At 65.3% G+C, this 21,378-nt stretch carries 18 protein-coding genes; 15 read left to right on the plus strand and 3 right to left on the minus strand.

Features of this window, described 5'->3' with window-relative positions:
* Positions 1-11 precede the first annotated feature (11 nt).
* Positions 12-2,432: a TonB-dependent receptor plug domain-containing protein gene (locus DM374_RS15230; protein WP_110970604.1), complete on the minus strand. Its 2,421-nt coding sequence runs from the start codon at positions 2,430-2,432 to the stop codon at positions 12-14.
* A gap of 307 nt (positions 2,433-2,739) precedes the next feature.
* On the opposite strand from DM374_RS15230, the gene DM374_RS15235 reads away from it, so the two are divergent.
* Complete coding sequence (locus DM374_RS15235; RefSeq protein ID WP_110970605.1) at positions 2,740-3,744, plus strand: P1 family peptidase; 1,005 nt, start codon at positions 2,740-2,742, stop codon at positions 3,742-3,744.
* On the opposite strand, the gene DM374_RS15240 is transcribed toward DM374_RS15235, so the two are convergent.
* Entirely contained in the window at positions 3,731-5,098 is a 1,368-nt protein-coding gene (locus DM374_RS15240; RefSeq protein WP_110970606.1) for a tetratricopeptide repeat protein, read from the minus strand. The two genes, DM374_RS15235 and DM374_RS15240, sit on opposite strands and share 14 nt — an antisense overlap.
* Positions 5,099-5,436: 338 nt before the next feature.
* Between DM374_RS15240 and DM374_RS15245 the strand changes: the two genes are divergently transcribed.
* The 14 genes from DM374_RS15245 (at position 5,437) to DM374_RS15310 (ending at position 19,891) form a co-directional block, all read left to right on the plus strand.
* Positions 5,437-6,984: an ABC transporter substrate-binding protein gene (locus DM374_RS15245; RefSeq protein WP_110970661.1), complete on the plus strand. Its 1,548-nt coding sequence runs from the start codon at positions 5,437-5,439 to the stop codon at positions 6,982-6,984.
* Positions 6,981-7,973 carry an ABC transporter permease gene (locus DM374_RS15250; protein ID WP_110970607.1) on the plus strand — a complete coding sequence of 331 codons (993 nt, stop codon included), beginning with the start codon at positions 6,981-6,983 and terminating at the stop codon, positions 7,971-7,973. The genes DM374_RS15245 and DM374_RS15250 overlap by 4 nt, the downstream gene beginning before the upstream one ends.
* On the plus strand, positions 7,970-8,818 hold the full coding sequence (locus DM374_RS15255; RefSeq protein ID WP_110970608.1) for an ABC transporter permease: 849 nt from the start codon (positions 7,970-7,972) through the stop codon (positions 8,816-8,818). Before DM374_RS15250 ends, DM374_RS15255 begins: the two co-directional genes overlap by 4 nt.
* A complete protein-coding gene (locus tag DM374_RS15260; protein ID WP_110970609.1) occupies positions 8,815-10,452 on the plus strand; it encodes an ABC transporter ATP-binding protein in 1,638 nt (545 codons plus the stop codon). The genes DM374_RS15255 and DM374_RS15260 overlap by 4 nt, the downstream gene beginning before the upstream one ends.
* The gene (locus tag DM374_RS15265) at positions 10,449-11,672 is read left to right on the plus strand and encodes an LLM class flavin-dependent oxidoreductase (protein ID WP_177431565.1); all 1,224 of its coding nucleotides are present in this window, start codon (positions 10,449-10,451) and stop codon (positions 11,670-11,672) included. The genes DM374_RS15260 and DM374_RS15265 overlap by 4 nt, the downstream gene beginning before the upstream one ends.
* Entirely contained in the window at positions 11,665-12,504 is an 840-nt protein-coding gene (locus tag DM374_RS15270) for an alpha/beta fold hydrolase (RefSeq protein ID WP_110970611.1), read from the plus strand. The genes DM374_RS15265 and DM374_RS15270 overlap by 8 nt, the downstream gene beginning before the upstream one ends.
* A 595-nt stretch (positions 12,505-13,099) precedes the next feature.
* Positions 13,100-13,708, plus strand: a complete 609-nt coding sequence (locus DM374_RS15280; RefSeq protein ID WP_225422509.1) for a helix-turn-helix domain-containing protein — start codon at positions 13,100-13,102, stop codon at positions 13,706-13,708.
* Positions 13,709-13,746: 38 nt separating this feature from the next.
* Entirely contained in the window at positions 13,747-14,553 is an 807-nt protein-coding gene (locus tag DM374_RS15285) for a ubiquinol-cytochrome C chaperone family protein (protein ID WP_110970613.1), read from the plus strand.
* A 35-nt stretch (positions 14,554-14,588) separates the two neighbouring features.
* Positions 14,589-14,729: a hypothetical protein gene (locus DM374_RS33475; RefSeq protein ID WP_175650384.1), complete on the plus strand. Its 141-nt coding sequence runs from the start codon at positions 14,589-14,591 to the stop codon at positions 14,727-14,729.
* A gap of 26 nt (positions 14,730-14,755) precedes the next feature.
* Positions 14,756-15,985 (plus strand): coiled-coil domain-containing protein, encoded by a 1,230-nt coding sequence (locus tag DM374_RS15290; RefSeq protein ID WP_110970614.1) that lies wholly within the window; start codon positions 14,756-14,758, stop codon positions 15,983-15,985.
* A gap of 90 nt (positions 15,986-16,075) precedes the next feature.
* Positions 16,076-17,104, plus strand: coding sequence for a radical SAM protein (locus DM374_RS15295; RefSeq protein WP_110970615.1), 1,029 nt, complete (start codon positions 16,076-16,078; stop codon positions 17,102-17,104).
* The gene (locus DM374_RS15300) at positions 17,101-17,967 is read left to right on the plus strand and encodes a histidinol-phosphatase (RefSeq protein WP_110970616.1); all 867 of its coding nucleotides are present in this window, start codon (positions 17,101-17,103) and stop codon (positions 17,965-17,967) included. The genes DM374_RS15295 and DM374_RS15300 overlap by 4 nt, the downstream gene beginning before the upstream one ends.
* A complete protein-coding gene (locus DM374_RS15305) occupies positions 17,964-19,094 on the plus strand; it encodes a hypothetical protein (protein ID WP_110970617.1) in 1,131 nt (376 codons plus the stop codon). The genes DM374_RS15300 and DM374_RS15305 overlap by 4 nt, the downstream gene beginning before the upstream one ends.
* Positions 19,091-19,891: a glycosyltransferase gene (locus DM374_RS15310; RefSeq protein WP_225422510.1), complete on the plus strand. Its 801-nt coding sequence runs from the start codon at positions 19,091-19,093 to the stop codon at positions 19,889-19,891. Before DM374_RS15305 ends, DM374_RS15310 begins: the two co-directional genes overlap by 4 nt.
* Here DM374_RS15310 and DM374_RS15315 read toward each other — a convergent pair.
* Positions 19,882-21,351, minus strand: a complete 1,470-nt coding sequence (locus DM374_RS15315; protein ID WP_110970618.1) for a glycosyltransferase family 9 protein — start codon at positions 21,349-21,351, stop codon at positions 19,882-19,884. The genes DM374_RS15310 and DM374_RS15315 overlap by 10 nt on opposite strands.
* Positions 21,352-21,378: the final 27 nt, after the last annotated feature.

Genomic DNA, 21,378 nt, shown 5'->3' on the forward strand with positions numbered 1-21,378 from the left:
AGGGCGGCGGGTCAGAAGTTGTAGCTCAGGCCGGTGTACCAGTAGCCACCGGTGGTGCCGTAGGGCGAGAAGTTGCCGTAGGGGAAGGCACCCGAACTGCTCGGCAGGCCGGTGCGTTCCGGGTACTTGTTGAACAGGTTGTTGGCACCGGCGGTGAGGGTCAGGGCCGGGGTCAGGTGGTAGTCGAGGTTGAGGTCGGTGATCCACGCCGGGGAGAAGGTGCGGTCGTAGATTTCCACGGTGCCGTATTGGGTGTATTCGCCGTAGCGGGTCAGGTTCAGGCTCAGGTCGATCTTGTCGAAGGTCCAGGTTGCGCCCAGCAGCAGCTTGGATTCCGGCAGACCGTGCTTGAGGTTGCCCTGGCGCTGGCGGTCGTAGCCACCGGTCGGGCCGAGCGCTTGCTGGGCCACGGACGAGGCCTTGATGTCATCGATTTCGGTGGTGTTCCAGTTGAAGCCGAGGGTGTAGCGCAGGCCGCCCCAGGCGCCGAGGTTCTGCCGGTAGTCGCCGACCAGGTCGATGCCACGGGTGGTGGTGTCGAGGGCGTTGGTGAAGTAGGTCACCGACTGGTTGGTGGCGAGGCCGGCGGCGGCGAGGATGGCGTTGATCTGTGGCGTGCCGCCGAGATAGCCGGTCTGGGCGATGCGGTCCTTGATCTTGATCTGGTAGGCATCGAGGGTGACGCTGGTGGCGTCGTTCGGCTGCAGGGTCAGGCCGAAGCCGATGTTGGTGGATTTCTCCGGTTTCAGGGTGGTGGCGCCGAGGGCCTTGGCCACGGCGGAGTCGACGGCGACGTTGCGGTAGTCGATGAGGTTGCCGTTGACGTTGCTTTGCGAGGTCGAGCTGTAGATCTGCTGGGCCAGGGATGGCGCGCGGAAGCCGGTGCTGAAGGTTCCGCGCACGGCGAGGATCGGGGTCAACTGATAGCGGGTGGAGAACTTGCCGTTGCTGGTGGTGCCCGAGCCGTCGTTATAGTCCTCGTAGCGCCCGGCCAGGTCGACATGCCATTTATCGGTCAGGTCCTGGCCGATCTCGGCATAGGCGCCGAGGCTGGTACGGCCTTTTTCTGCGGCGTCGGCCGGGGTAGTGCCGGCCCCGGAGATGGTCCCCGGGGCGATCGGGTTGCCGCTGGCACCGGTAGTGAACGGGCCGCTGGCATAGGAGGCGTAGTCGCCCTTGCCGATCTTGTAGTTCTCGTACCGGTGCTCGAGGCCCCAGGAAATCTGTGTCGGTTTGGCCAGGCCGAAGTCGAAGGCGCGGGTCAGGTCGAGGTTGTTGGTCCACTGGCTGAAGGTCTTCACCCCGGTGTCCACAGAGGTTGGCGAGTTGGCGCCGTAGCTGAGGTTGTAGGTGTGGCGCAGGGTGGCTTCGGCGTGATCCTGGCCGTAGGTGGTGGACAGGTCGTAGTCCCAGCCGACCACGTTGCCCTTGCCACCGAAAGCTACCTGGAAGTCGTTTTCGATGAAGCCCAGGGTGTCTTCCACGCCTTCCGGGAATGGCGTGGCGATGCCGTCGAAGCTGGGCGGCTGGTGGAACGCCAGCGGCTTCTCGGAATTGCGCCGGGTGTAAGTGGAGAAGGAATACAGGTTCAGCGCGTCGCTGACCGGCAGCTCGGCGTTGTAGCCCAGGCTGAAGTTGCGCGCTTCCGGCAGGCCGGTGCCGTAATAGGTGTGCTGCAGGCTGGTGTTGCCGGCGCTGTCGGTGTACGGCGCCTTGTCCGAGCGGTCGGAAACCTTCTGCTGCTTTACATCCAGGGCGAGGTTGATGAAACCGTCGTTGGGCAGGGCCAGGCCGACGTTGCCGGTCTGCCGGGTGGTTTCGCCGTCGCCGTTCTCGTAGTTCTGACCGTAGGTGGTGGACACGCTACCGCCGTGGTCGGTCTGTTTCAGCACGATATTGACCACGCCGCCGATGGCGTCGGAGCCGTACTGGGCCGAGGCGCCGTCGCGCAGGACTTCGACGTGGTCCACCAGCGCGGTGGGGATGGTGTCCAGGTCCACCGGCTGCGAGCCAGAGTTGAGATAGGTGCCGTTGTTGAGCAGCGCGCTGTTGTGCCGACGCTTGCCGTTGACCAGCACCAGCACCTGATCGCCGTTCAGGCCGCGCAGGCTGATGGGGCGTACCACCGAGGTCGAGCCGAAGCCCGACGAGGCCGGCTGGTTCAGCGACGGCAGCACCCGGCTGAGGGCGCGGGTCAGGTCGCCCTGGCCGGTGGCGAGCAATTGTTTGGAGGAAATCACATCTACTGGCGCCGGGCTTTCCGCCAGGGTGCGGGCCTGGCCGCGGTTGCCGATCACCACCACGGTGTCCAGCGGGTTGTCGCTGTCGGCGGCCAGCACCGGGGATGCCGCGTCGCTCAGGGCGAGGAACAGCAGGCTGAAGGCGAAGACTTTATGAGGCGGCCGCAATCCGCCGAAATTCGAGGAACGCATGGGGGGCTTACTCCGATGAGGTCAGTAGGGGCGGCTTGTTGGGGCAAGCTCTGGTGATGGGACAGGAGCAAGGGCTGTGCCATTCGGAAAAAGTCTTTTAAAACAGCGGTTTGATGCGGGATGGTGAGGTTGTGTGGTGATTTTTCAGCGGTGGCGGGGGCAGGGTGTTGGTTTTTCTACAGTGATCAGGCCAGCGCGGACGTATCGGGGTGCCGAGCCATCGTGATGGGCTGCACACCTGTCCCACATGGCATATGACTTGCTGAGGACCCTGGCACCACCACAACGATTTTCAGGATTCCCGCTTATGCCGCTCCCCGGTCCTCGCAACGCTCTTACCGATATTCCCGGCCTGACCGTCGGCCACGCCACCGATCCCCAGGTCGATACCGGGGTCACGGTGATTCGCACCGACAGCGTCTGGACCGCCAGCGTCGATATCCGCGGCGGCGGGCCGGGCGGGCGGGAGACGGCGGCGCTGGAGCCGGAAAACATGGTTGGCCAGTTGCACGCGCTGGTATTCGCCGGCGGCTCGGTGTTCGGCCTCGGCGCCGCCGATGCGGTGGCGGCGGCGCTGTCCGTCGAAGGCGTCGGCCTGCATTTGAAAGCCGGTGCGCCGGCCATTCCGATCGTCCCCGCTGCGGTGCTGCACGACCTGGCCAACGGTGGCGACAAGCAATGGGGCCTGGAGCCGCCATACCGTCGCCTCGGCTTCGAAGCGCTGGCCAACAGTGCCAGTGACTTCGCCCTCGGTGCGGTCGGTGCAGGGCGCGGTGCCATGGCCGGGGTGTTGCAAGGCGGCCTCGGTTCGGCATCGCTGGATCTGGGTGACGGCCTGATCGTTGGCGCGCTGGTGGTCGCCAACCCCATTGGTTCGGTGTACATGCCCGACGGCAAGACCTTCTGGGCCTGGCCCTGGGAAATCGCTGGCGAGTTCGGCGGCGCCCGGCCGCAAGGCGATCAGGATTGCAGCGATCCGATCCCGGAGCTGTCACGGTTGGACTCCATGGGTCGTCTGCAGGCCGGGGCCAATACCACGTTGGTAGTGGTGGCCAGCACTGCGCGGCTGAACACTGCCGAGTGCAAGCGGGTGGCGATCATGGCCCAGGACGGCATCGCCCGGGCGGTGCGTCCGGCGCACTTGCCGTTCGATGGCGACACAGTGTTCGCCCTGGCTTCTGGCGCGGTGGAACTGGGCAGTGGCGCCCAGCGTCAGGTGCGCATTGGCAGCATCGGTTCGGCCGCCGCCGATTGCGTGGCCCGGGCGATTGCCCGGGGCGTGTTCGAAGCGCGTCGGGCTAGCGCTGGCTGAGCACCTGCTCGACCCGGTCCTCGGCCTGTCGGGCCAGGGCCGGCAAGGCCAGTTCACGATAAACCCGCGCCAGGCTGCGGTTGGTCGGTACGTCGAGAGCGTCGTAGCGGCGGCGCAGTTCCAGGATCTGCTGGGCGACTTCCCATTCACCGCCGCGCAGCCGCGCATCCAGCTCGATCTGGGCGAACAGGTCGCGCTGGGCATGGCTGCCGCCAATCTCGTTGAGGCGCGGCAGACTGCCGGCGAGCAACCGCGCGGCCCGCGGGAAATCGCCACGGGCATGGGCCAGCAACGCTTCGGCCACCGGCAGGGTGACATCGGCCCAGGCCGCCCGACTGAAGCTCGGGGCCTGGTGGGCATGGATCCGCAGGGCTTGCAGCAGCAGATCCGCCTCTGGTTTGTCGGCCCGGGCCAGGCCGTAGAGGTATTGCAGGCTGAGGAAGGGTTGTACGGTGTCGGCGTGGCGTTTCTGCAGCCAGGGCGCCAGTTCCTGCCAGCGCTCGCCAACGTCGATACCGGCCACCTCCAGCCGCGCCAGCAGTGACACCGCGCCGATCTGGTCCTGGGAGTACTCGGGCAGGATGCCCCAGACATGCCGGTCATAGATTTCCAGCACCCGAGCCTCCTCGCCGCGGGCCAGGTAGAACAGCGCCAGGTGCCACCAGTTGTGGGTGTACATGAACGAATTCAGGCCCTGCCAATGAACCTTCACGCCTTCGAGAAAGGCGATGCCTTCGTCGATACGGCCTTCGGTCAGCATCACATGGGCCAGCGCATGCTGAGCCCAAGGCTCGCTCGGTTGCAGGGCCAGGGCCTGGCGCGCACTGGCTTCGGCCTCTTCGAGCAGGTGGCATTGCTCGTAGGCAAAGGCCAGCATGCCGTGGCTCTGGGCGATGTCCGGCGCCGCCGCCACCGCATTCAGGCCGATGCGCAGCAGCGCCGGCCAGTTGCCGCGATTGAATTCCACGTATTGGTTGAGCTTGGCGGCAAACAGGTCGCGCGGGTACTGCGCCTGCACGCGCCCGGCGAGTAGCAGCACCCGGTCGAGGTCGTCGGCGATCCACGCCTGCAACAGCGCCAGGTACAACGCCGCCCGCGGATGCAGCGGCTCTACGCTGGCCGCGCGCTGCCGATAACGCTCGGCCAGCGCCGGACCTTCGGGGGATTCGACGAACATCAGCAGGATGCCCGCCAGGGCGTTGCTCAGGGCGGATTCCGGATGGCGGTCGGCGCTGGCAAGGATGGCTTCGGCGCGGGGCTGGTAGCCGATGAAGCCGGCGATGAAGTCATCCAGGCCCTGACGCGCGTCGTGGTCGTCGGTATCGATGGGGTTGCCCAGGTAGTCGAGGGACATGGTGCTCACACGTTCAGTGGTTCGAATTCAACTGACAGGGCAAACCCTGTGCCAGCGCGGTCAGGCCCGGGTTACGCGGCTATCCGCGAGCAGGCCGCTGCCGGCACTGTTGCTTTTTCCACAGCCGCCGCTGGCAGGTGTGGCTTTTTCATCACTTCAGTGCCCGCAACGCGGCGTATCGCCAGGCTTTACGGGATGCGCAGGCCGTGGCACAGCGCTTGCTAAAACCCTTGGCACAGTCGCTGGACCATTGCCAAGGAGTCACCATGCCCAGTCACCCTCATCGTCAGTCATCCCGGGTCGGGCCGCGTCATCTGCTCAAGGGGCTGGGCGTCGCCATGCTGGCCTGCGCCGCGCTGCTGACCGGCAGCGTCCAGGCCGAACCGCGCGACGGCGGCGTGCTCAACCTCGTCGCCCAGCCCGAGCCGCCGTCGTTGATGCACGGCGTGGTCACCCATGTCTCGACCCAGTACGTCAGCGGCAAGGTCCTGCAGGGCTTGTTGACCTTCGACACCGCGCTCACGCCGCAGCCAGTGCTCGCCAAGTCCTGGAAGGTGTCGGCGGACGGCCTGACGTACACCTTCGATTTGCAGCCAGACGTCAAATGGCATGACGGCGAGCCGCTCAGCGAGCAGGACGTGCTGTTCAGCTTCAACACCTTCTACCCGGACGTGGACAAGCGCGTCGGGAGCGTTTTCGAGGAGTATGTGGCGTCGATCGACTCGAGCGCGCCGCTGCAAGTCACCTTCCACCTGAAAAAGCCTTTCGCGCCGTTGCTGTCGCTGCTGGGCAGCGGCCTGCGTCCGGTGGTGCCGAAGCACCTCTACGAGGGCACCGATTTTCGCGCCAATCCTTACAACCTGAAGCCGGTGGGCACCGGGCCGTTCGTCTTCCAGGAATGGAAGCGCGGCGCCTGGATCAAGCTGGCGAAGAACCCCGACTACTGGAAAAAGGGCCTGCCGCATCTGGATGCGGTGATCTTCCATGTGATCCCGGATGGCTCGTCGCGGGCCGCAGCCTTCGAACGCAACGACGTGCAGGTACTACGCGGCGGCGACGCCGATTATTCCGACCTCAAGCGCCTCAGTGCGCTGCCGGACGTGACCGCGTCCGACAAGGGTTGGGAACTGTACGCCGGGCTGGCCTTCCTGCAGATCAACACGCGCAAGCCGCCGCTGGATAACCCCAAGGTGCGCCAGGCGATCCTCTACGCGCTGAACCGCGATTTCATCGTCAACAACATCTTCTTCGGTGCCGGTCAGGTGGCCCGGGGGCCGTTCGCCGCCGGCTCGCCGTACCACGACCCGCAACTGCCGCAATACGCCCATGATCTGAAAAAGGCCAAGGCACTGATCGCCGAGTCCGGCGTCGATGTCGGTGCGGTGCGTATCCGCCTGCTCAATGGCGAGAAGGGCGGCGCCTGGGAGCGGCTGGCCGAGTACACCAAGCAGGTGCTGCAGCCGTTGGGCTTCAAGGTCCAGGTGGTGACGTCCGACGCCGCGACCTGGTTCCAGCGGGTCAGCGACTGGGACTTCGATCTGACCTACAACTTCATCTTCCAGATCGGCGACCCGTACCTGACCAACGCTTACCTGTACCGCAGCGACTACATCCTCAAGACCTCGCCCTTCGCCAATGTCGGCGGCTACAGCAACCCCGAGGTGGACCGCCTGTGGCGTCAGGTGGCCGATACTCCCGAGGGCGCCGAGCGGCAGAAAACCTATGGCCAGCTCGAGAATCTGCTGAACGACGAGTTGCCGATCGCGCCGATCTTCGAGATGCGCTACCCGACGCTGTACCACACGCAGGTGCACAACCTGCTGCGCACCGCTACCAGCCTCAATGAAGACTACGAGAGCGTCTACCTCGACGCCCCGGCGCCATGAGTGCGCTGCTGTTCCTCGGCGCGCGCCTGGGCCGCGCCGGGCTGATGGTGCTTGGGGTGCTGGTGCTCGCGTTCCTGCTGATCCGCCTGGCGCCGGGTGATCCGGCGCTGCTGATGGCCGGTGAAGCCGGGGTCGATGACGCCGCGTTCATCGCCGACCTGCGCCAGGAGATGGGCCTGGACCTGCCGTTGGGCCAGCAATTGCTGATCTACCTGGGCAAGGTGGCGCACCTCGACCTGGGGTATTCCTACCGTAACCAGACCCCGGTGTGGACCCTGCTGGCCGAGCGTCTGCCGGCGACCCTGAGCCTGATGGGCTCGGCATTTTTGCTGTCGTCGCTGCTCGGGGTGAGCCTCGGCGTGCTGGCGGCCCGCGCGCGGCAACGTCGGCACTGGCTGGACGGGGTGATTTCCCAGGGTGCGCTGCTGCTCTATGCGATCCCTACGTTCTGGTTGTCGATGCTGCTGATCCTGCTGTTCTCGGTGAACCTCGACTGGCTGCCGGCGTTCGGCATGGAAACCGTGGCCCGCGAGCTGCACGGCGGCGCCTGGCTGGCGGACCGTCTGCGCCATCTGCTGCTGCCGTGCCTGTCGCTGAGCTTTCTGTTTCTTGCGCTGTATATCCACCTGACCCGCGCCGCCACACTCGAAGCGATGAACCAGGAATACGTCTACACCGCCCGGGCCAAGGGCCTGGCGCCGCGACGGATTTTGCTGGTGCATGTGCTGCGCAATGCGCTGCTGCCGGTGGTGACCTTCGCCGGGCTGCAACTGGGCCAATTGGCCAGCGGCATGTTGCTGGTGGAAGTGGTTTATTCGTGGCCGGGCATCGGCCGGCTGATGTACGACGCCCTGGCCCAGCGCGACTACGGCGTATTGATGGGAGGTTTTCTGGTGATTTCGCTGCTGGTGGTCGGCTTCAACCTGCTGACCGACCTGGCCTGCCGCCTGCTTGATCCGCGCATTGGCGCCGGAGGGCAGGGCGCATGAGCCAGTCAAGCGTGACGCGACGTTTTCTCGCGCAACCGTCGGCGCTGATCGGCGCCGCCTGGCTGCTGCTGGTGGCCTTGCTGGCCGTCGCAGCGCCGTGGATCAGCCAGGGTTCGCCCTGGGAAATGAACGCCCAGCCGATGCTCAAACCGTTGCAGGACGCCGGCCACTGGTTGGGCAGCGACCTGCTCGGGCGTGATCTGGGCAGCGGCTTGTTGTACGGCGCCCGGGTATCGCTGGCGGTCGGTGTGCTGAGCAGCCTGGCGACCCTGCTGACCGGCCTGCTGGTTGGCGCACTTGCCGGCTACTTCGGCGGCTGGCTGGACGCCGTGCTGATGCGCCTGGCCGAGTTCTTCCAGATCATTCCGCAATTGGTGCTGGCGGTGATTCTGGTGGCGGTGCTGGAACCGTCCCTGGGTTCCATCGTCCTGGCTATTTCGCTGGTGGCCTGGCCTGCGGTGGCGCGGCTGGTGCGCGCCGAATTCCTCAGCCTGCGTCAGCGTGAATTCGTCCAGGCGGCGCGGGTGCTCGGGCAATCGCCGCTGGCCATCGTGTTCCAGCAGATTCTGCCCAATGCCCTGGCGCCGCTGCTGGTGACCATGACCTTCGTCATGGCCACGGCGATCCTGACCGAGGCAGCGCTGGCCTTTCTCGGTCTCAGCGACCCCGAGGCCATGAGCTGGGGCTACATGATCAACGCGTCCCGTGGCCTGCTGCGCGAGGCCTGGTGGATGAGTCTGCTGCCGGGTCTGGCGATTCTGTTGTGTGTGCTGGCGGTCAACCGCGTCGGCGAGGGCCTGCGGGTCGCCTTCGAACCGGCCCGCCGGCCAGGAGATTCCCTATGAGCGCAGCTACGTTGCTGAGCATCGAACACCTGCGCATCGCCCTGCCGGCCGGTGCCGACCGCAGCCACGCGCTGTATGACCTGTCGCTGGAGCTGCAACGCGGCGAATGCCTGTGCGTGGTCGGCGAGTCCGGCTCGGGCAAGTCCATGCTGGCCAAGGCGCTGTTGCGCCTGCTGCCGTCGCCGTTGCAGGTAGATGGCGGACGGCTGCTGTTTCGCGGCGAGGACCTGGCAAGCCACGATGAAGACGCCATGCGCCAGTTGCGCGGCCGCGATATCAGCATGGTCTTCCAGGAGCCGATGAGCGCCCTCAATCCATTGCTCAGCGTTGGCCGGCAGATTGACGAAACCTTGCAGGCCCATGGTGTCAAGGATGCCCGCGCCCGCCGCCAGCGAGTGGTCGAACTGCTCGGTTATGTCGGCCTGCCTGACCCGGAGCGGCTGCGCCACGCCTATCCGTTCGAACTGTCCGGCGGCCAGCGCCAGCGGGTGGTGATCGCCATGGCGCTGGTGTTCGATCCAGCGCTGCTGATCGCCGACGAGCCGACCTCGGCGCTGGACGTCACCACCCAGGCGCAGATTCTCGTGTTGCTACGGCGGATCCAGCGGGACAAGGGCATGGCGATGCTGTTCATCACCCATGATTTCGGTGTGGTACAGGCCATCGCCGACCGTGTGCTGGTACTGGAAAAAGGGCATCTGGTGGAGCAGGGCACGGCGCGTGACGTTCTCGATGCGCCACACCAGCCTTACACCCGGCAACTGATCGCGGCGGTGACGGCCAGCCCGCTGGAGGCACGGCCTGCGCTGCACGATGCGCCCGTGGTGTTGCAGGCCCGGGCGCTGGAAAAGAGCTTTTCCAGCCGTGGTGGTTGGTGGAAACGCCGACGTACCCGGGCGCTGGCCGGCGTCGATGTGCAACTGGCGCAGGGTGAAACCCTCGGCATCGTGGGTGAGTCGGGCTCCGGCAAATCCACCCTGGGCCGTGCCCTGGTGCGGCTGCTGCCGGTGGAGTCCGGCAGCATCACCTGGCAAGGCCGGGAAGTGGCGGGCTTGTCCCAGCGCCGGCTGCGCGGCCTGCGCAGCGATGTGCAGATGATCTTCCAGGACCCATTCGCCTCCCTCAATCCACGCCAGCGCATCGATACCATCCTGATGACCGGACCATTGGCCCAGGGCGTGAGCAAGGCCGAGGCGGCGCGGCGCGCACGGCAGGTGCTGGAACTGGTGGGTTTGCCGGCCACCGCGCTGGAGCGTTTTCCCCATGAGTTTTCCGGTGGTCAACGGCAACGTATCGGCATCGCCCGAGCGTTGGCGGTGGAGCCGAAGATTCTTATCGCCGACGAATGCGTATCGGCCCTCGACGCGGTGATCCAGGTGCAGATCCTCGAATTGCTGGAATCGCTGCAGCGGCGCCTGAAACTGAGCATTGTCTTCATCACCCACGACCTGCGGGTCGCCGCGCGGCTGTGTGACCGCATCGCGGTGATGCAGGGCGGTCAGGTGGTGGAGCAGGGCGCCACGGCGCAAGTGCTGACCCAGCCGCAACACCCTTACACCCGCGCGCTGCTCAGCGGCGTGTCGCTGGCACTGCCCAAAGCTGACCACTTGAGCGGTGCGGAGGTAGCGTCATGAGCCGCGGGATGATGAGTCTGAACGCCTTTGTCATGGCCACCGGGCACCATGTCGCCGGTTGGCGGCACCCCGATGCCCAGGCCAATGGCGGCCTGGATATCGAGCACTATCAGCACCTGGCGCTGACTGCCGAGCGTGGCTGCTTCGACGCACTGTTCCTCTCCGACACCCTGGCGATGTTGCCGGGCAATCTCGACGCCCTGAGCCGCATGGCGCGTACCGAGCATTTCGAGCCGCTGACCCTGCTGGCCTCACTGGCCGCGGTGACTGAACGTATCGGCCTGGTGGCCACGGTCACCACCTCCTACAACAGCGTCGATACCGTGGCGCGCAGCTTTGCTTCGCTGGAAGCGCTGAGTGGCGGGCGCGGCGGCTGGAACCTGGTGACGTCGAGCAATGCTGAGGAAGCCTTCAACTTCGGTCGCCAGACTCATTTCGAACATGCCCGGCGCTATGGCCTGGCACGGGAATTCCTCGGCAAGGTGCGCGAACACTGGAAGGCGCGCAACGTGTCGCCGGTGCAAGTGTTGGCGGGGGCGTCGAAAGCGGGCTGCGAGCTGGCCGCGGCCCATGCCGAGATGGTTTTCACCGCCCAACCGGAACTGGCCGGCGCCCAGCAGTTCTACCGCGAACTGAAGGCGCTGCTGCCGCGTTACGGCCGGCACGCCGGGCAACTGAAGATCATGCCCGGTCTGTTGCCGGTGGTTGCCGACAGCCAGGCCGACGCGGAGGCGCTGTACCAGCAATTACAGACGCTGGTGCAGCCGCAGGTGGGCTTGTCGCTGCTGGCGGATATCGCCGGTGGTAGCGATCTGTCCGTGTACCCGCTGGACGGGCCGTTGCCGGAACTGCCGGCGACCAACTCCGGGGTCAGCCGCCGCGACTTGCTGATCTCCGTGGCCCGTCGCGAGAACCTGAGTATCCGCCAGTTGTACCTGCGCATGGCCGCAGCACGCGGGCATCTGGTGGTGGTCGGTACGCCGTCGACGATTGCCGACTGCATGGAACAGTGGTTCAGCGAAGACGCCGCCGACGGTTTCAACATCATGCCGCCGTTCCTGCCCGGTGGCCTGGAGCGCTTTGTCGACAGCGTCGTGCCCGAACTGCAACGGCGCGGGCTGTTCCGCCGCGCCTACCAGGGCCGCACGCTGCGCGATCACCTGGGCCTGTCGCGGCCCACTTACCTTGACCCCGAAGAGGCCCTGACTGCCCATGGCTGATGCACCTGCATTTTCCGAATTACCGCGGGTTCGCGGCGAACTGCTGGAAGTCCGGCCCGGCCGGCGCTTGAGCGTGGCCCACCAGCCCGGCACCGAACGGGCCGACACCGTGGTGTTTTTCGCCCACGGTGGTGGTGGCAACAAAGACCAGTGGCGCGAGCTGTGGCGCAGCCTTGGCGAAGAAGGCTACAGCCTGGTGGCCTGGGACATGCTCGGTCATGGCGACAGCGACAAACCGCGTGCGGCGGCGGCTTATGCCTGGTCCGAGCTGGTGGCGGACCAACTGGAAATCGTCCGCCGCCATGCCGGCGCGCGCAACCTGGTAGTGGCGCATTCCTTTGGCACCGGCGTGACCCTCAGCGCCCTGCTGGAACAGGCACAGGTGAGCATCGATGGCGCCTTGCTGCTGGGCTCGCAGTTGCACCGGCCGCTGGCCCGTGGTGGATTGCTCAACCTGCCGGCGTGGGCGCTGGAGATCATCCGGCCGTTGCTGTCGAAGGGTTTTCGTGAAAAAGCCTGGCACCCCGAGGCGGATCAGGCGCTGGTGGCGTATGAAGAGGGTCTGACCCGGCGCAATCGCTTGTATGTGTTCAAGTCGCTGGTGGCGAATGCGCAATGGCCGCAAGCGGATGCCGTGGCCGGGTTGACGTTGCCAGTCCGGGTGGTGTCTGGCGACCGTGATGGCCTGACCCCCGCCAGCGGCGGCGAAGCGTTGGCCCGGCAGTTGCCGCGAGGAGAGTTCGAGTTGCTGGAGCGGTGTGGGCATCAGTTGATGTTGGAGAAGCCGGGGGAGGTGTTGGCGGCGTTTCGTGCCTTGGCGGGTGGGGTTTAATGCTGAATCTGTGGGATCTCGTGGCTCTATTAAGGCCATGAGGCGCTTGCCAGTAGACCGGGTAATGGCGACCAGGCTCTAGCCGAAAGATTTTCAGCGCCCTTGAGATCGAGCGCCGCCCGCGCGGCGCATCGCCGGCAAGCCGGCTCCCACATTGGTTGCAACGCGCCTATGCCTGTCAGGCCCTGGTTGACTGCCTTGGTGGTTCGGCTCAATTTCAAGTCTGACGCTTTAGCCGCCCCGTACTCTCCAGCCATGCGCCAAGGCGGGCAACGCCAATCCCACAGGCCATGGCGCGTTGCAACCAATGTGGGAGCCGGCTTGCCGGCGATGCGCCGCGCGGGCGGCGCTCGTTCTCAAGGACGCTAAAGGCCTGTCGACTAGCACCTGGTGGCCATCACCGGATCCTCTGACAGGCGACTCGTGGCCTTTGCACAATTCAAGCCCGCGCCCATGGGGCTTACGTAGTAATGGAGTGTTTGCGCTCCACCATTTTTAAAATTCTCCATTATCTGGAGCGCTAGCACTCCATTCATCCTTTGAAACCCCAAAAACCGTGGTTAAAGTGCCATCACTCACTCGCAGGATGATGGCAATGCAATTTCATTCTCTTCAACCCGATACCCCCTCAACGCTGGGCCAATGCTTCAGCGCGAACCTCTCGGCAGTGCTGGCAGTCGCTGGCGCGCCGCGCGAGGGCGACAAGCCGGGGCCGTTTCCCGCGGCGCGGATGCAGCGCGAAACCGGGATTGCCCGCAGCACCTTGCGCGCCCTTAAGGTCCCCGGCGTCGATGCCAACCCGGACCTCGCCACCATCAGCCGACTCGCCGATGCACTCGGCGTCCCGCCTGCGTTTTTGCTGATGCGCCCGCAGGACTGGTCGGACCTGGCGACGGCGTTCGCCGACAGTCGCGACTATATGACCGCCGCGGAAAAGCTGCGCCGGGAAGACAAGCCGTCCGACATCAATGTGGTCGAGTTGGTCCTGCGCGAATGCAAGGTCCATCCGGACGTGCTGCCCAGAGGTGCCAGCGCATCGTCGGAGGTGGTCCGCGCCAAGGCCCGCGATGAATGGCGCCGCCGCGCCTGCCTCAAGCTCGATGCCTTGATGCTGCGTCATGCCAGCTCGGTTTACCTGCGTCCGCTGTTGACTGCGATGGCCGGTGCCTTTGTCGCTCGTTCCACGCCCAACGACCCGTCCTGAAAACCCCGGACCCCACTTTTTCCCAGAGGAATCGAAAGATGCCGATCATCCACGACCCCGATCTTGCCGATGTGCTGATGAGCGCCAGTACCGATGACCTCGGTTTGCTTATCGACGTGATCACGGACAACGGCAATGGCCGTATCTCGCTGTCGGCGTCGGTCTGCCGGCAATTGACCGAGGCCAAGAGCAACGGCGCCAATGACGCCAGCCGCGCCATGCTCGCCGAGGAGCTGACCCGCTATGGCGGCAACTCGCTGATGAACCTGTTCCGTGGCGGCAGCGGGGTGGCCTACCGCGAGCTGTTGAGCGATGTCGCCAGCCATGTGAGTGCCGCCACCACGGCGAGCACGTCCTGCGCCGAGATGGAAATGGCGATCATCGCCAAGGTCTTCACCCAGTCGCTGGGGCGCATGAGCGATGCAGACCGCTCGACCCTGTTCGAGTCCCTTGGCGCCGCCTATAAACCGGGCATGGGCCCGGCGGCGCTGGCGGCCTGGCTGGCTTCGCTGGGTGCGTCGGGGCTGGCGTCCTACAACCTGGCGGCCATCGTCGCCAGCGCAACCATGAGCAGCCTGGTCGGACGCGGCGTCGCACTGGCCGGCTCCGCCACCCTCGGCCGTGGCCTGGCGGTACTCGCCGGCCCGCTGGGCTGGGCCATCACCGGTATCTGGACCGCCTTCGACCTGGCCAGCCCGGCTTATCGCGTGACCGTGCCGTGCGTCATCCAGATCGGCCATATGCGCCAGAAGATGTTGCTCAAGTCCACCTGTCCCGGTTGCCACGCGGTGATCACCCCGGGCAGCAATTTCTGCGGCAAGTGCGGGACGCGGTTGAACGGCTGAGACAGCCACTGCGGGTCCATTTTCAGGAGATATCCATGAACCACACGATTTCCCCACTCGAATTTCTGCTGGTCAACGCCATCTGTTTCGCCGCCGGCGCGGCAACCGTGGTGGCGCTCAAGCTCGCGGCAAAAGCCACCTATGCCGCCGGCAAGCGCTCCGCGAAAACCGCCTGACGCCTCCAGGAAAAGGAAATACAGCCGTGTACAGGAACAATCACGCCAGCAGACTCGTCGCGCTGAAAAGCGAAGCCGAGCGGATCACCTCAAGCATTGATCACCTGCAAACCGACCTGCGTTGGTTCGAGGGCTTCGACAATGCCGCCAGCCATTCGCGGCTGGCGCAGCTCAATCGCGACACCGGCAGCGCCCGCGAACAATTGGAACTGCTGGAAAAGAGCGTCCGCACCAGCAAGTCCGAGCTACAGCAGGCCCGCGAAAAAGCCGCGGCCGGTTGGTCGCCGGCGCACTGGATTTCGACGGAGCGCAGCGTTGCCAAACGCCAGGTGACCACCCTTGAAGGGCGCCTCAAGCAGTTCCAGCGCACCCAGGCCGCCGTGGCGTCCGAGCTCAGCGAGAACGAACGTCAGGCGCAAGGCTTGAGCGCCCAACTGCAGCGCTACCGGGATTTCGATCCGCTGCAGGCGCAGGCCGTGAGTGGGCAGCTCAACGATGAGTTGCAACGCCTGCGCGAAACCACCGAGCGGACGTACCGCGAAAGCGAGCACTGGGAGGCCAAGGCCGGGGAGGTGTTCCGGCACTGGAGCCATATCACCCAGCAATTGCGCGGACTGGAGCAGGACATCATCGACGCCGAGTGCTTTATCTACGAGCTGGACAATGCACAAAGCGCCAAGGACAGGGCAATTATTCACAGCCAGTGCGAACAACGCTTTGGCGGCGGCAAAGGCCGTCCGGGGCCGGTCCTCAGGGAGGCGCAGATGACCCAGCGCCGCTTGCAGCGCGATGAAGAAAAGCTCAATCGCCGCCTGCGCGACATCACCCGCCTGCTGGACAAGCAAATCCGCGGGCTGGTGCTGGACAGCAACAACCTCTGCTACGTCGATGACAAGGACGGCAAGCAACGTTTCATCGGCCTGGCCGCGCTGGGCGCGCTGGTGCCGGAGCTGTGTGCCAGCTACGAGGTCACCCTGGTGTTCGACGCCAGCATCACCCGACTCACCGGCAAGGACGAAAAAGCGTTGCAGACGGTGTTTCCCGGCACGCGCGTGCTGATCGCACCGAACAAGACCGATGCCGATGATGCGGTGCTTGGCGCGGCGGAGTTCGACCAGAACGTATTCGCCATCAGCCGCGACCGCTACGCGGATTACCCCGACCGCGCCGCCGTGCGCGAGGAGCGGGTACTGCGGCCGATCGTCCACCCCGATTCGGTGCAGATCCCGCAACTGGAAGTGCAGCAACGCTACTGAACACAAGGTGGTCCCGCGAGGCATGGTGCCTGCGGGGCCTTTGCAGAAAGATGCCCGCGCCGTTGCGCGGGCAGGAAAGAGCCCATCGACATGGATTTGCACGGTCACCTGTTGTACATCGACATCACCCAGATCTGCGGCATCGGTTGCGCGTTCTGCATGTACGCGGACAAGCACAAGTCCGGGATGAGCATGGAACTGTCCAGCCTCGCCCGGGAAAACCTCGCCGCGCTGATCAATGCCACGGAGGTCAAGCGCATTTCCATCAGTGGTGAAGGCGAGCCGCTCAACAACGCCAAGGTGTTCCACGAGATCCTCGGGCTGTCCGACGGCGGCAAGCAGTTCGAGTTCATCACCAGCGGTTTCTTCCCCCACGACAAGATGGCGGCGTTCTACGACACCACCCAGCAGCTCGTCACCGCACGGGGCGACCACTGCAACATCCGCCTGAGTGCCGACAGCCACCATATTGAAAAGGTCAAATGGCGAGCCCACGGTTTCAGCCTGGATTACCAGCGCCGGCAGGGTCTGGACGGACTGAGTTTCTCGTTCCGTTCCATCGACACCGACCGTGAATTCACCCGTGGCTACCTGCTGGAAGAACTGCAGCGCTGGGGGTTGGAGGCGGCCATCGAGCCACGCAGCGCCCTTGAAGATGTGCTGGTGGTCGGCGACGCGCGTTTCGGCATCGACTACAAGAACCTGGTGCATCCCGCAGCCGACACGCCCGCCGGCTACCTGGATCTGCACGGCTACATCGGCGCCATCGAGGCCAAGGTCAACAAGCGCTTCACCCTCGGCAGCCTGAACCCGCCACCCGCGGCCAACGGCATGGACCTGACCATCAAGCCCAATGGCGATGTCTACCTGTACGGCATCGAGCACCAGCGCCTGGGTAATATCCACTTCGACCGGATCCGCTGGGAACACCTGGCGTCCCATGTGCGCGAGACGCCGCTGGTGCGGGCGCTCTACAGCCAGCCGCTGGCCGATCTGCTGGCGCGGGTGGACAAACCGGACCTGCTGCGCTCGATCCTGGCCAAGGCCAACAACCCGTACTGGCTGGTCAAGGAAATGGCCAACCACGACGGTTTGCTCGAACAACTGGTGCCGGCATGATCGACTCCCATAGCCACACCTTCTACTCCAAGCACGCCGTGGGCACGGTGGACGAGCTGGTGCGTGCCTCGATTGCCGCCGGGGTGAAGGTGCTGACCATCACCGACCACGCACCGTTTCCGGTGGACACCCACAACCGCCTGCTGGACGCCGAACTCGAGCGCTATTTCGCCGATATCGAGCAGGCACGCCAGCGTTACCAGGGCCAGATCAGGATCCTGCGCGGACTTGAGTTCGACTACATGCCCGGCGCCGATGCCTGGAACCGTGAGTTGATCGCTCGCCATGAGCTGGATTTCGCCATCGGCTCGGTGCATTACGTCGAGGTGCCCGGCGAGCCCATGGTGAAAGTCTGGGAGTTGCCGCGGCTGGCCGCACAGGCGTTTCTCGATCGCTATTTCGCCGATCTTGAAGGGCTGTTGCAGTGTGGCCTGTTCGACGCGGTCGGGCATGCCGACACGTTGTTGCGCGGAGTCCCGGAAGACATCGTGCTGCGCCGTTTCGAGCCGTTGCTGCCGTTGTTCGCGGACGGCGGGGTGGCCTTTGAGCTGAATGCCTCGGGGATCCGCAAGTCGAGCCTGGAGCCAGGCACCGGGCGTGAAGTGCACGGCCAATGGTCGTATCCGAGTCGCGGACTGCTGCCGCTGCTGGTCGAGCGGGGCGCGGCGTTCACCGTGGGCTCGGACGCCCACGATCCGCGTGATGCCGGCGCGGGCATTGGCGAAATGCTTGAGCAGTTGCAGCCACTCGGGCTGCGCCGCATCAGTTACTACGAAGCCCGTCGCCGCGTCGATGTGCCCCTGGACCTGCTGGCCACCACGGCCAGCGCTGAACACCTGATCAATGGATACGTTTCACCATGACCCTGAACCCTTGCAGCTTGCCGTCCGACTGGAGCCAACTGCACAGCGCCCCCGTAGCCGAACAACTGGCGGCGTTCCATCAGGCGCTGGCACTGGCCCGGCCCGAAGACGTGTCGGGCGGTTTCCGTGCCTTTGCCGCAGAACTGCTGAGCCGTGGTCTGATCAGCATGGCGCAGTACGTGTCGATCTTTGCCGGCCATGCGCTGACCTGCCTTACCCCGGCAGGGCCGGGTGTGTTCCGCGACATGGCCGACGCCAGCGATGCCGCCGACCTGGCGGCGATCTACAGCCGCGCCAAGTACGGCAGCATCGGTGATATCCGCCACCTTGCCTGGCAGGTGATCGACTACCTCGAGGCCCAACTGGAGGACCCGTTGTCGCACTGGGCCCGACTGTTCAGCGACGCCCGGGTCCACGGCGACAACGTGGTGATGATGACCACCGGTTGGCGCAACGTGCCGTCCACGGCGAACGTGCTTTACGACATCGTGGTCGAGGAGATCAACGTCACACTGGCGCACAAGGGCCTGCCGACCATCATCAACGTCAAGCTGCCGCGCATTGCGCCGCCCTGCGAGAACTACGCGAGCCTGAGCACTGAGGAGCGTGAGCGGGTCAATCTGGTCCAGGACCATGTGATTCCCGCCGAGAACTTCTATCGCTGGAGCGGGGTACATGTGATCTTCGGCGACGACGTGCTGGTCACCGGGTCGACCGCAGACAAGGTGTTCCATCACTCCATGCACGCCGGCGCCAAGTCGTTCCAGGCGATCTATCCGGTGGCCGTCGATCCGCGTGTTGCGCTCAGCGACGCGACCATCGAAGAGCGCCTGAACATGACGCAGATCGGCCGCGGGCTTGGCGAGAACCTCGCGCGGCTGTTGTCCGACCCGCAGTACCAGCCGATCCTGCGCACCTTGCGCCTGGTGTTCGGCGCGGACAACCGCGACGCGCTGGAGGCGTTTCTGCCACGGGTGCCAGCGGACAACTGGCTGCGCTTGTACCGGTCGGCGCTGGGCAACGAGTTTCTGCGTCAGGACGGTTGCGTACCGTCACTGGCCCGGGTTCGCCGGCATCTGGTCGAAGCCGGCCTGTTGCGGGCCGATGGCAGGACGGTACGCAGGTGAGCCGTGGCGACGATGCGCCAGTGCAGTACGTCAGCTACTGGGAGACCGCCGCCGGCCAGACGATGCCGCCGTGGATCGCGCTGGCGCTGGTGTCGTTTCAGCGTGCGCTGGGTGAGCGCTTCACGCTGCTGACACCGCATGATCTTGAGGCGCAGATCGATCCGCGGGTGGTGGACAAGGCCTGGGGTTTTCATCCGCTGGCCTTCACCCTCGACGCCGGGATCGAGGCGATCGTCGCCAAGAGCGATCTGATCCGCATGGCTTATGTGCACCGTCATGGCGGCGTCTGGCTCGATGCCGACACCCTGTTGCTGCGGGACCCGACGGCGGATCTGTTCCCCGACGGCGTCAGCGACAAGCTGCACTGGCACAGCGAATGCCTGTTCGCTTCACGCGCGGGCAATCCGTTGCTGGAGGAAGCGCTGGCTGCGGCACTGGAGGGCGGAACCCACGCCTGGGGCAACCCAGGCGGCATCAAGGACATCGTCGCGCGGCGGGCGGGTGAGGTAGTGCCGGTTTTGTCGCACCTGATCGATCCCGGCTATCACCCGCGCTACAACTTCGACGGTTGTGAGGTGATGCGTCGCGAGGACGTTACCGTCGCCGACTTTCTGCTGGCCGATATCAGCCTGCTCAAGCTTTACAACACCTACTTCAAGCGCACCAGCACGCGCACGGAGTCGGTGGAGCAGTTTCTTGATGGCCGGAGCCTGTTGGCGCGGCTGTTCCTGCATATCGAGCCCGACCGGGAATACTGGCTGGCGGAAACGGCTCGGCTGACGGCGGATCAGCCGTAGCGCACCGCGTCGGCGGGAATATGAATCCGGCAACTGCCGGCGCCGTTCAGGTCGAGGCGCCCGGCGATCACTTCATGCACCGAAGGTGTTTGCCGGTGTACCGAGCCGTGGGCGATATACAGCCACGCCGGGATGCGCGCCGGCATCCGGGCGAATTCCAGCTCGATGCGCAGCAGGTCGAACACTTCGGTGCTGCGTCCGCTGGGCGTCCATGCCAGCGGCGCGGTGCGGTGATCCGGGCGCAGCAGATGCAGCGGATACTCCAGTTGCAGGTTGAGCGTGCCGGGATGGCAGGCGTGGACCTCGGGAAATTCGCGGCTGATCAACGGAAGCTGGCGGGCGAGGGTGCCGCGAGCCACGCCGAGCCCGGCAATGATCCGGGCATCCAGTGCCAATGCCGGCCGCGGCGCTGATGCGGGCAGCAGGTCGGCGAGCCCCTCGATAACCTCTTCGACCGCGAATACGTTCATATCTTTCTTCCCTGTACGGCGGTAGTGCTCCGGGCACTGCCGGCTGAAAATGATCCGTGTGCGCGGCGAGGCTGGCGGTAGCCAGGGATTGAACTCGTCTCCGCTGTCGGGATAGAGAGCCAGCAACGGTGTGCGCAATCCCACCGCCATATGCACGATTGCCGTGTCCACACTGACCACCGCCTGCGCCCGGCTGATATAGCTGGCCGCGTCGATGGGTGTGCGCAGGTCATCCAGACAGCGAACGTTGTCGCGCACGGTCTCGGTTGCCAACCGCCGCGCCTGTTCGCGGCTTGCCGGGCTGCACAGGATGCCAATCGATTTTCCCGGCCACGCATCGGCGAGGGCTCGCAGCAGCAGGCACGCCTTGGCGGCGGACAGGCTTTTGTCCTCGCGGCTGGCATACGGGTTGACCAGCAGGTGCGGTGGATTCTGCGGCGCCGTTTGCGCCAGGGGCACGATGTAATCGCGCTGGATCGCGTCCAGACCAAGGTCGGCCAGCACCTGCGCGAAACGGCCCGCCACGTCGAGCCCGGCGCTGGCCGCTCCGAACTTGCGGTTGACGCAATGCAGCGCATCGTCGAGGGAATACACCCGTGCGGGATTGAGCAGCCGAATGAACAGCATCTCCGCTGGCTGGATTCGCCCCACCAGATGCACCAACACATCGACCCGGCCAAGCTTTCGGGCCAGCCGGTACAGCGCGAGGGCACCGGGGTTCTCATCGATGACAAGGACCTGATCGACGCCGAAATGCGCTTGATGCAGATCGGCCAGGGGCTCCACCGTCAGCACAGTGATCCGGACGTTGAGTTTTTTCGCTTCGCGAAAGAAGAACGAAGACACGATGGCGTCACCCAGCTTGGCATCCCAGCGGGGCACCACGATGTGCAGCGGCTCGCGGGAGAGCGGCGCCGTGAGGCGGCGATCGGCGAGCACGCGCATCAGCAAACGAGCGGCAGTCTTGCGGTGTTGCGGGGTGATCCACATGCGGTCAGGTCTGAGCGAACAAGGCGC

It is taken from the genome of Pseudomonas huaxiensis (assembly GCF_003231275.1).
GTDB classification, from domain to species: Bacteria; Pseudomonadota; Gammaproteobacteria; order Pseudomonadales; family Pseudomonadaceae; genus Aquipseudomonas; species Aquipseudomonas huaxiensis.

Excerpts from the sequence above, each read along its gene's own strand:
- DM374_RS15315 (WP_110970618.1), bottom strand. The coding sequence starts at position 21,351 with ATGTGGATCACCCCGCAACACCGCAAGACTGCCGCTCGTTTGCTGATG.
- DM374_RS33475 (WP_175650384.1), top strand. The coding sequence starts at position 14,589 with ATGAACCACACGATTTCCCCACTCGAATTTCTGCTGGTCAACGCCATC.
- DM374_RS15305 (WP_110970617.1), top strand. The coding sequence starts at position 17,964 with ATGACCCTGAACCCTTGCAGCTTGCCGTCCGACTGGAGCCAACTGCAC.
- DM374_RS15295 (WP_110970615.1), top strand. The coding sequence starts at position 16,076 with ATGGATTTGCACGGTCACCTGTTGTACATCGACATCACCCAGATCTGC.
- DM374_RS15235 (WP_110970605.1), top strand. The coding sequence starts at position 2,740 with ATGCCGCTCCCCGGTCCTCGCAACGCTCTTACCGATATTCCCGGCCTG.
- DM374_RS15280 (WP_225422509.1), top strand. The coding sequence starts at position 13,100 with ATGCAATTTCATTCTCTTCAACCCGATACCCCCTCAACGCTGGGCCAA.
- DM374_RS15285 (WP_110970613.1), top strand. The coding sequence starts at position 13,747 with ATGCCGATCATCCACGACCCCGATCTTGCCGATGTGCTGATGAGCGCC.
- DM374_RS15255 (WP_110970608.1), top strand. The coding sequence starts at position 7,970 with ATGAGCCAGTCAAGCGTGACGCGACGTTTTCTCGCGCAACCGTCGGCG.
- DM374_RS15230 (WP_110970604.1), bottom strand. The coding sequence starts at position 2,432 with ATGCGTTCCTCGAATTTCGGCGGATTGCGGCCGCCTCATAAAGTCTTC.
- DM374_RS15240 (WP_110970606.1), bottom strand. The coding sequence starts at position 5,098 with ATGTCCCTCGACTACCTGGGCAACCCCATCGATACCGACGACCACGAC.
- DM374_RS15265 (WP_177431565.1), top strand. The coding sequence starts at position 10,449 with ATGAGCCGCGGGATGATGAGTCTGAACGCCTTTGTCATGGCCACCGGG.
- DM374_RS15260 (WP_110970609.1), top strand. The coding sequence starts at position 8,815 with ATGAGCGCAGCTACGTTGCTGAGCATCGAACACCTGCGCATCGCCCTG.
- DM374_RS15270 (WP_110970611.1), top strand. The coding sequence starts at position 11,665 with ATGGCTGATGCACCTGCATTTTCCGAATTACCGCGGGTTCGCGGCGAA.
- DM374_RS15245 (WP_110970661.1), top strand. The coding sequence starts at position 5,437 with ATGCTGGCCTGCGCCGCGCTGCTGACCGGCAGCGTCCAGGCCGAACCG.
- DM374_RS15300 (WP_110970616.1), top strand. The coding sequence starts at position 17,101 with ATGATCGACTCCCATAGCCACACCTTCTACTCCAAGCACGCCGTGGGC.
- DM374_RS15250 (WP_110970607.1), top strand. The coding sequence starts at position 6,981 with ATGAGTGCGCTGCTGTTCCTCGGCGCGCGCCTGGGCCGCGCCGGGCTG.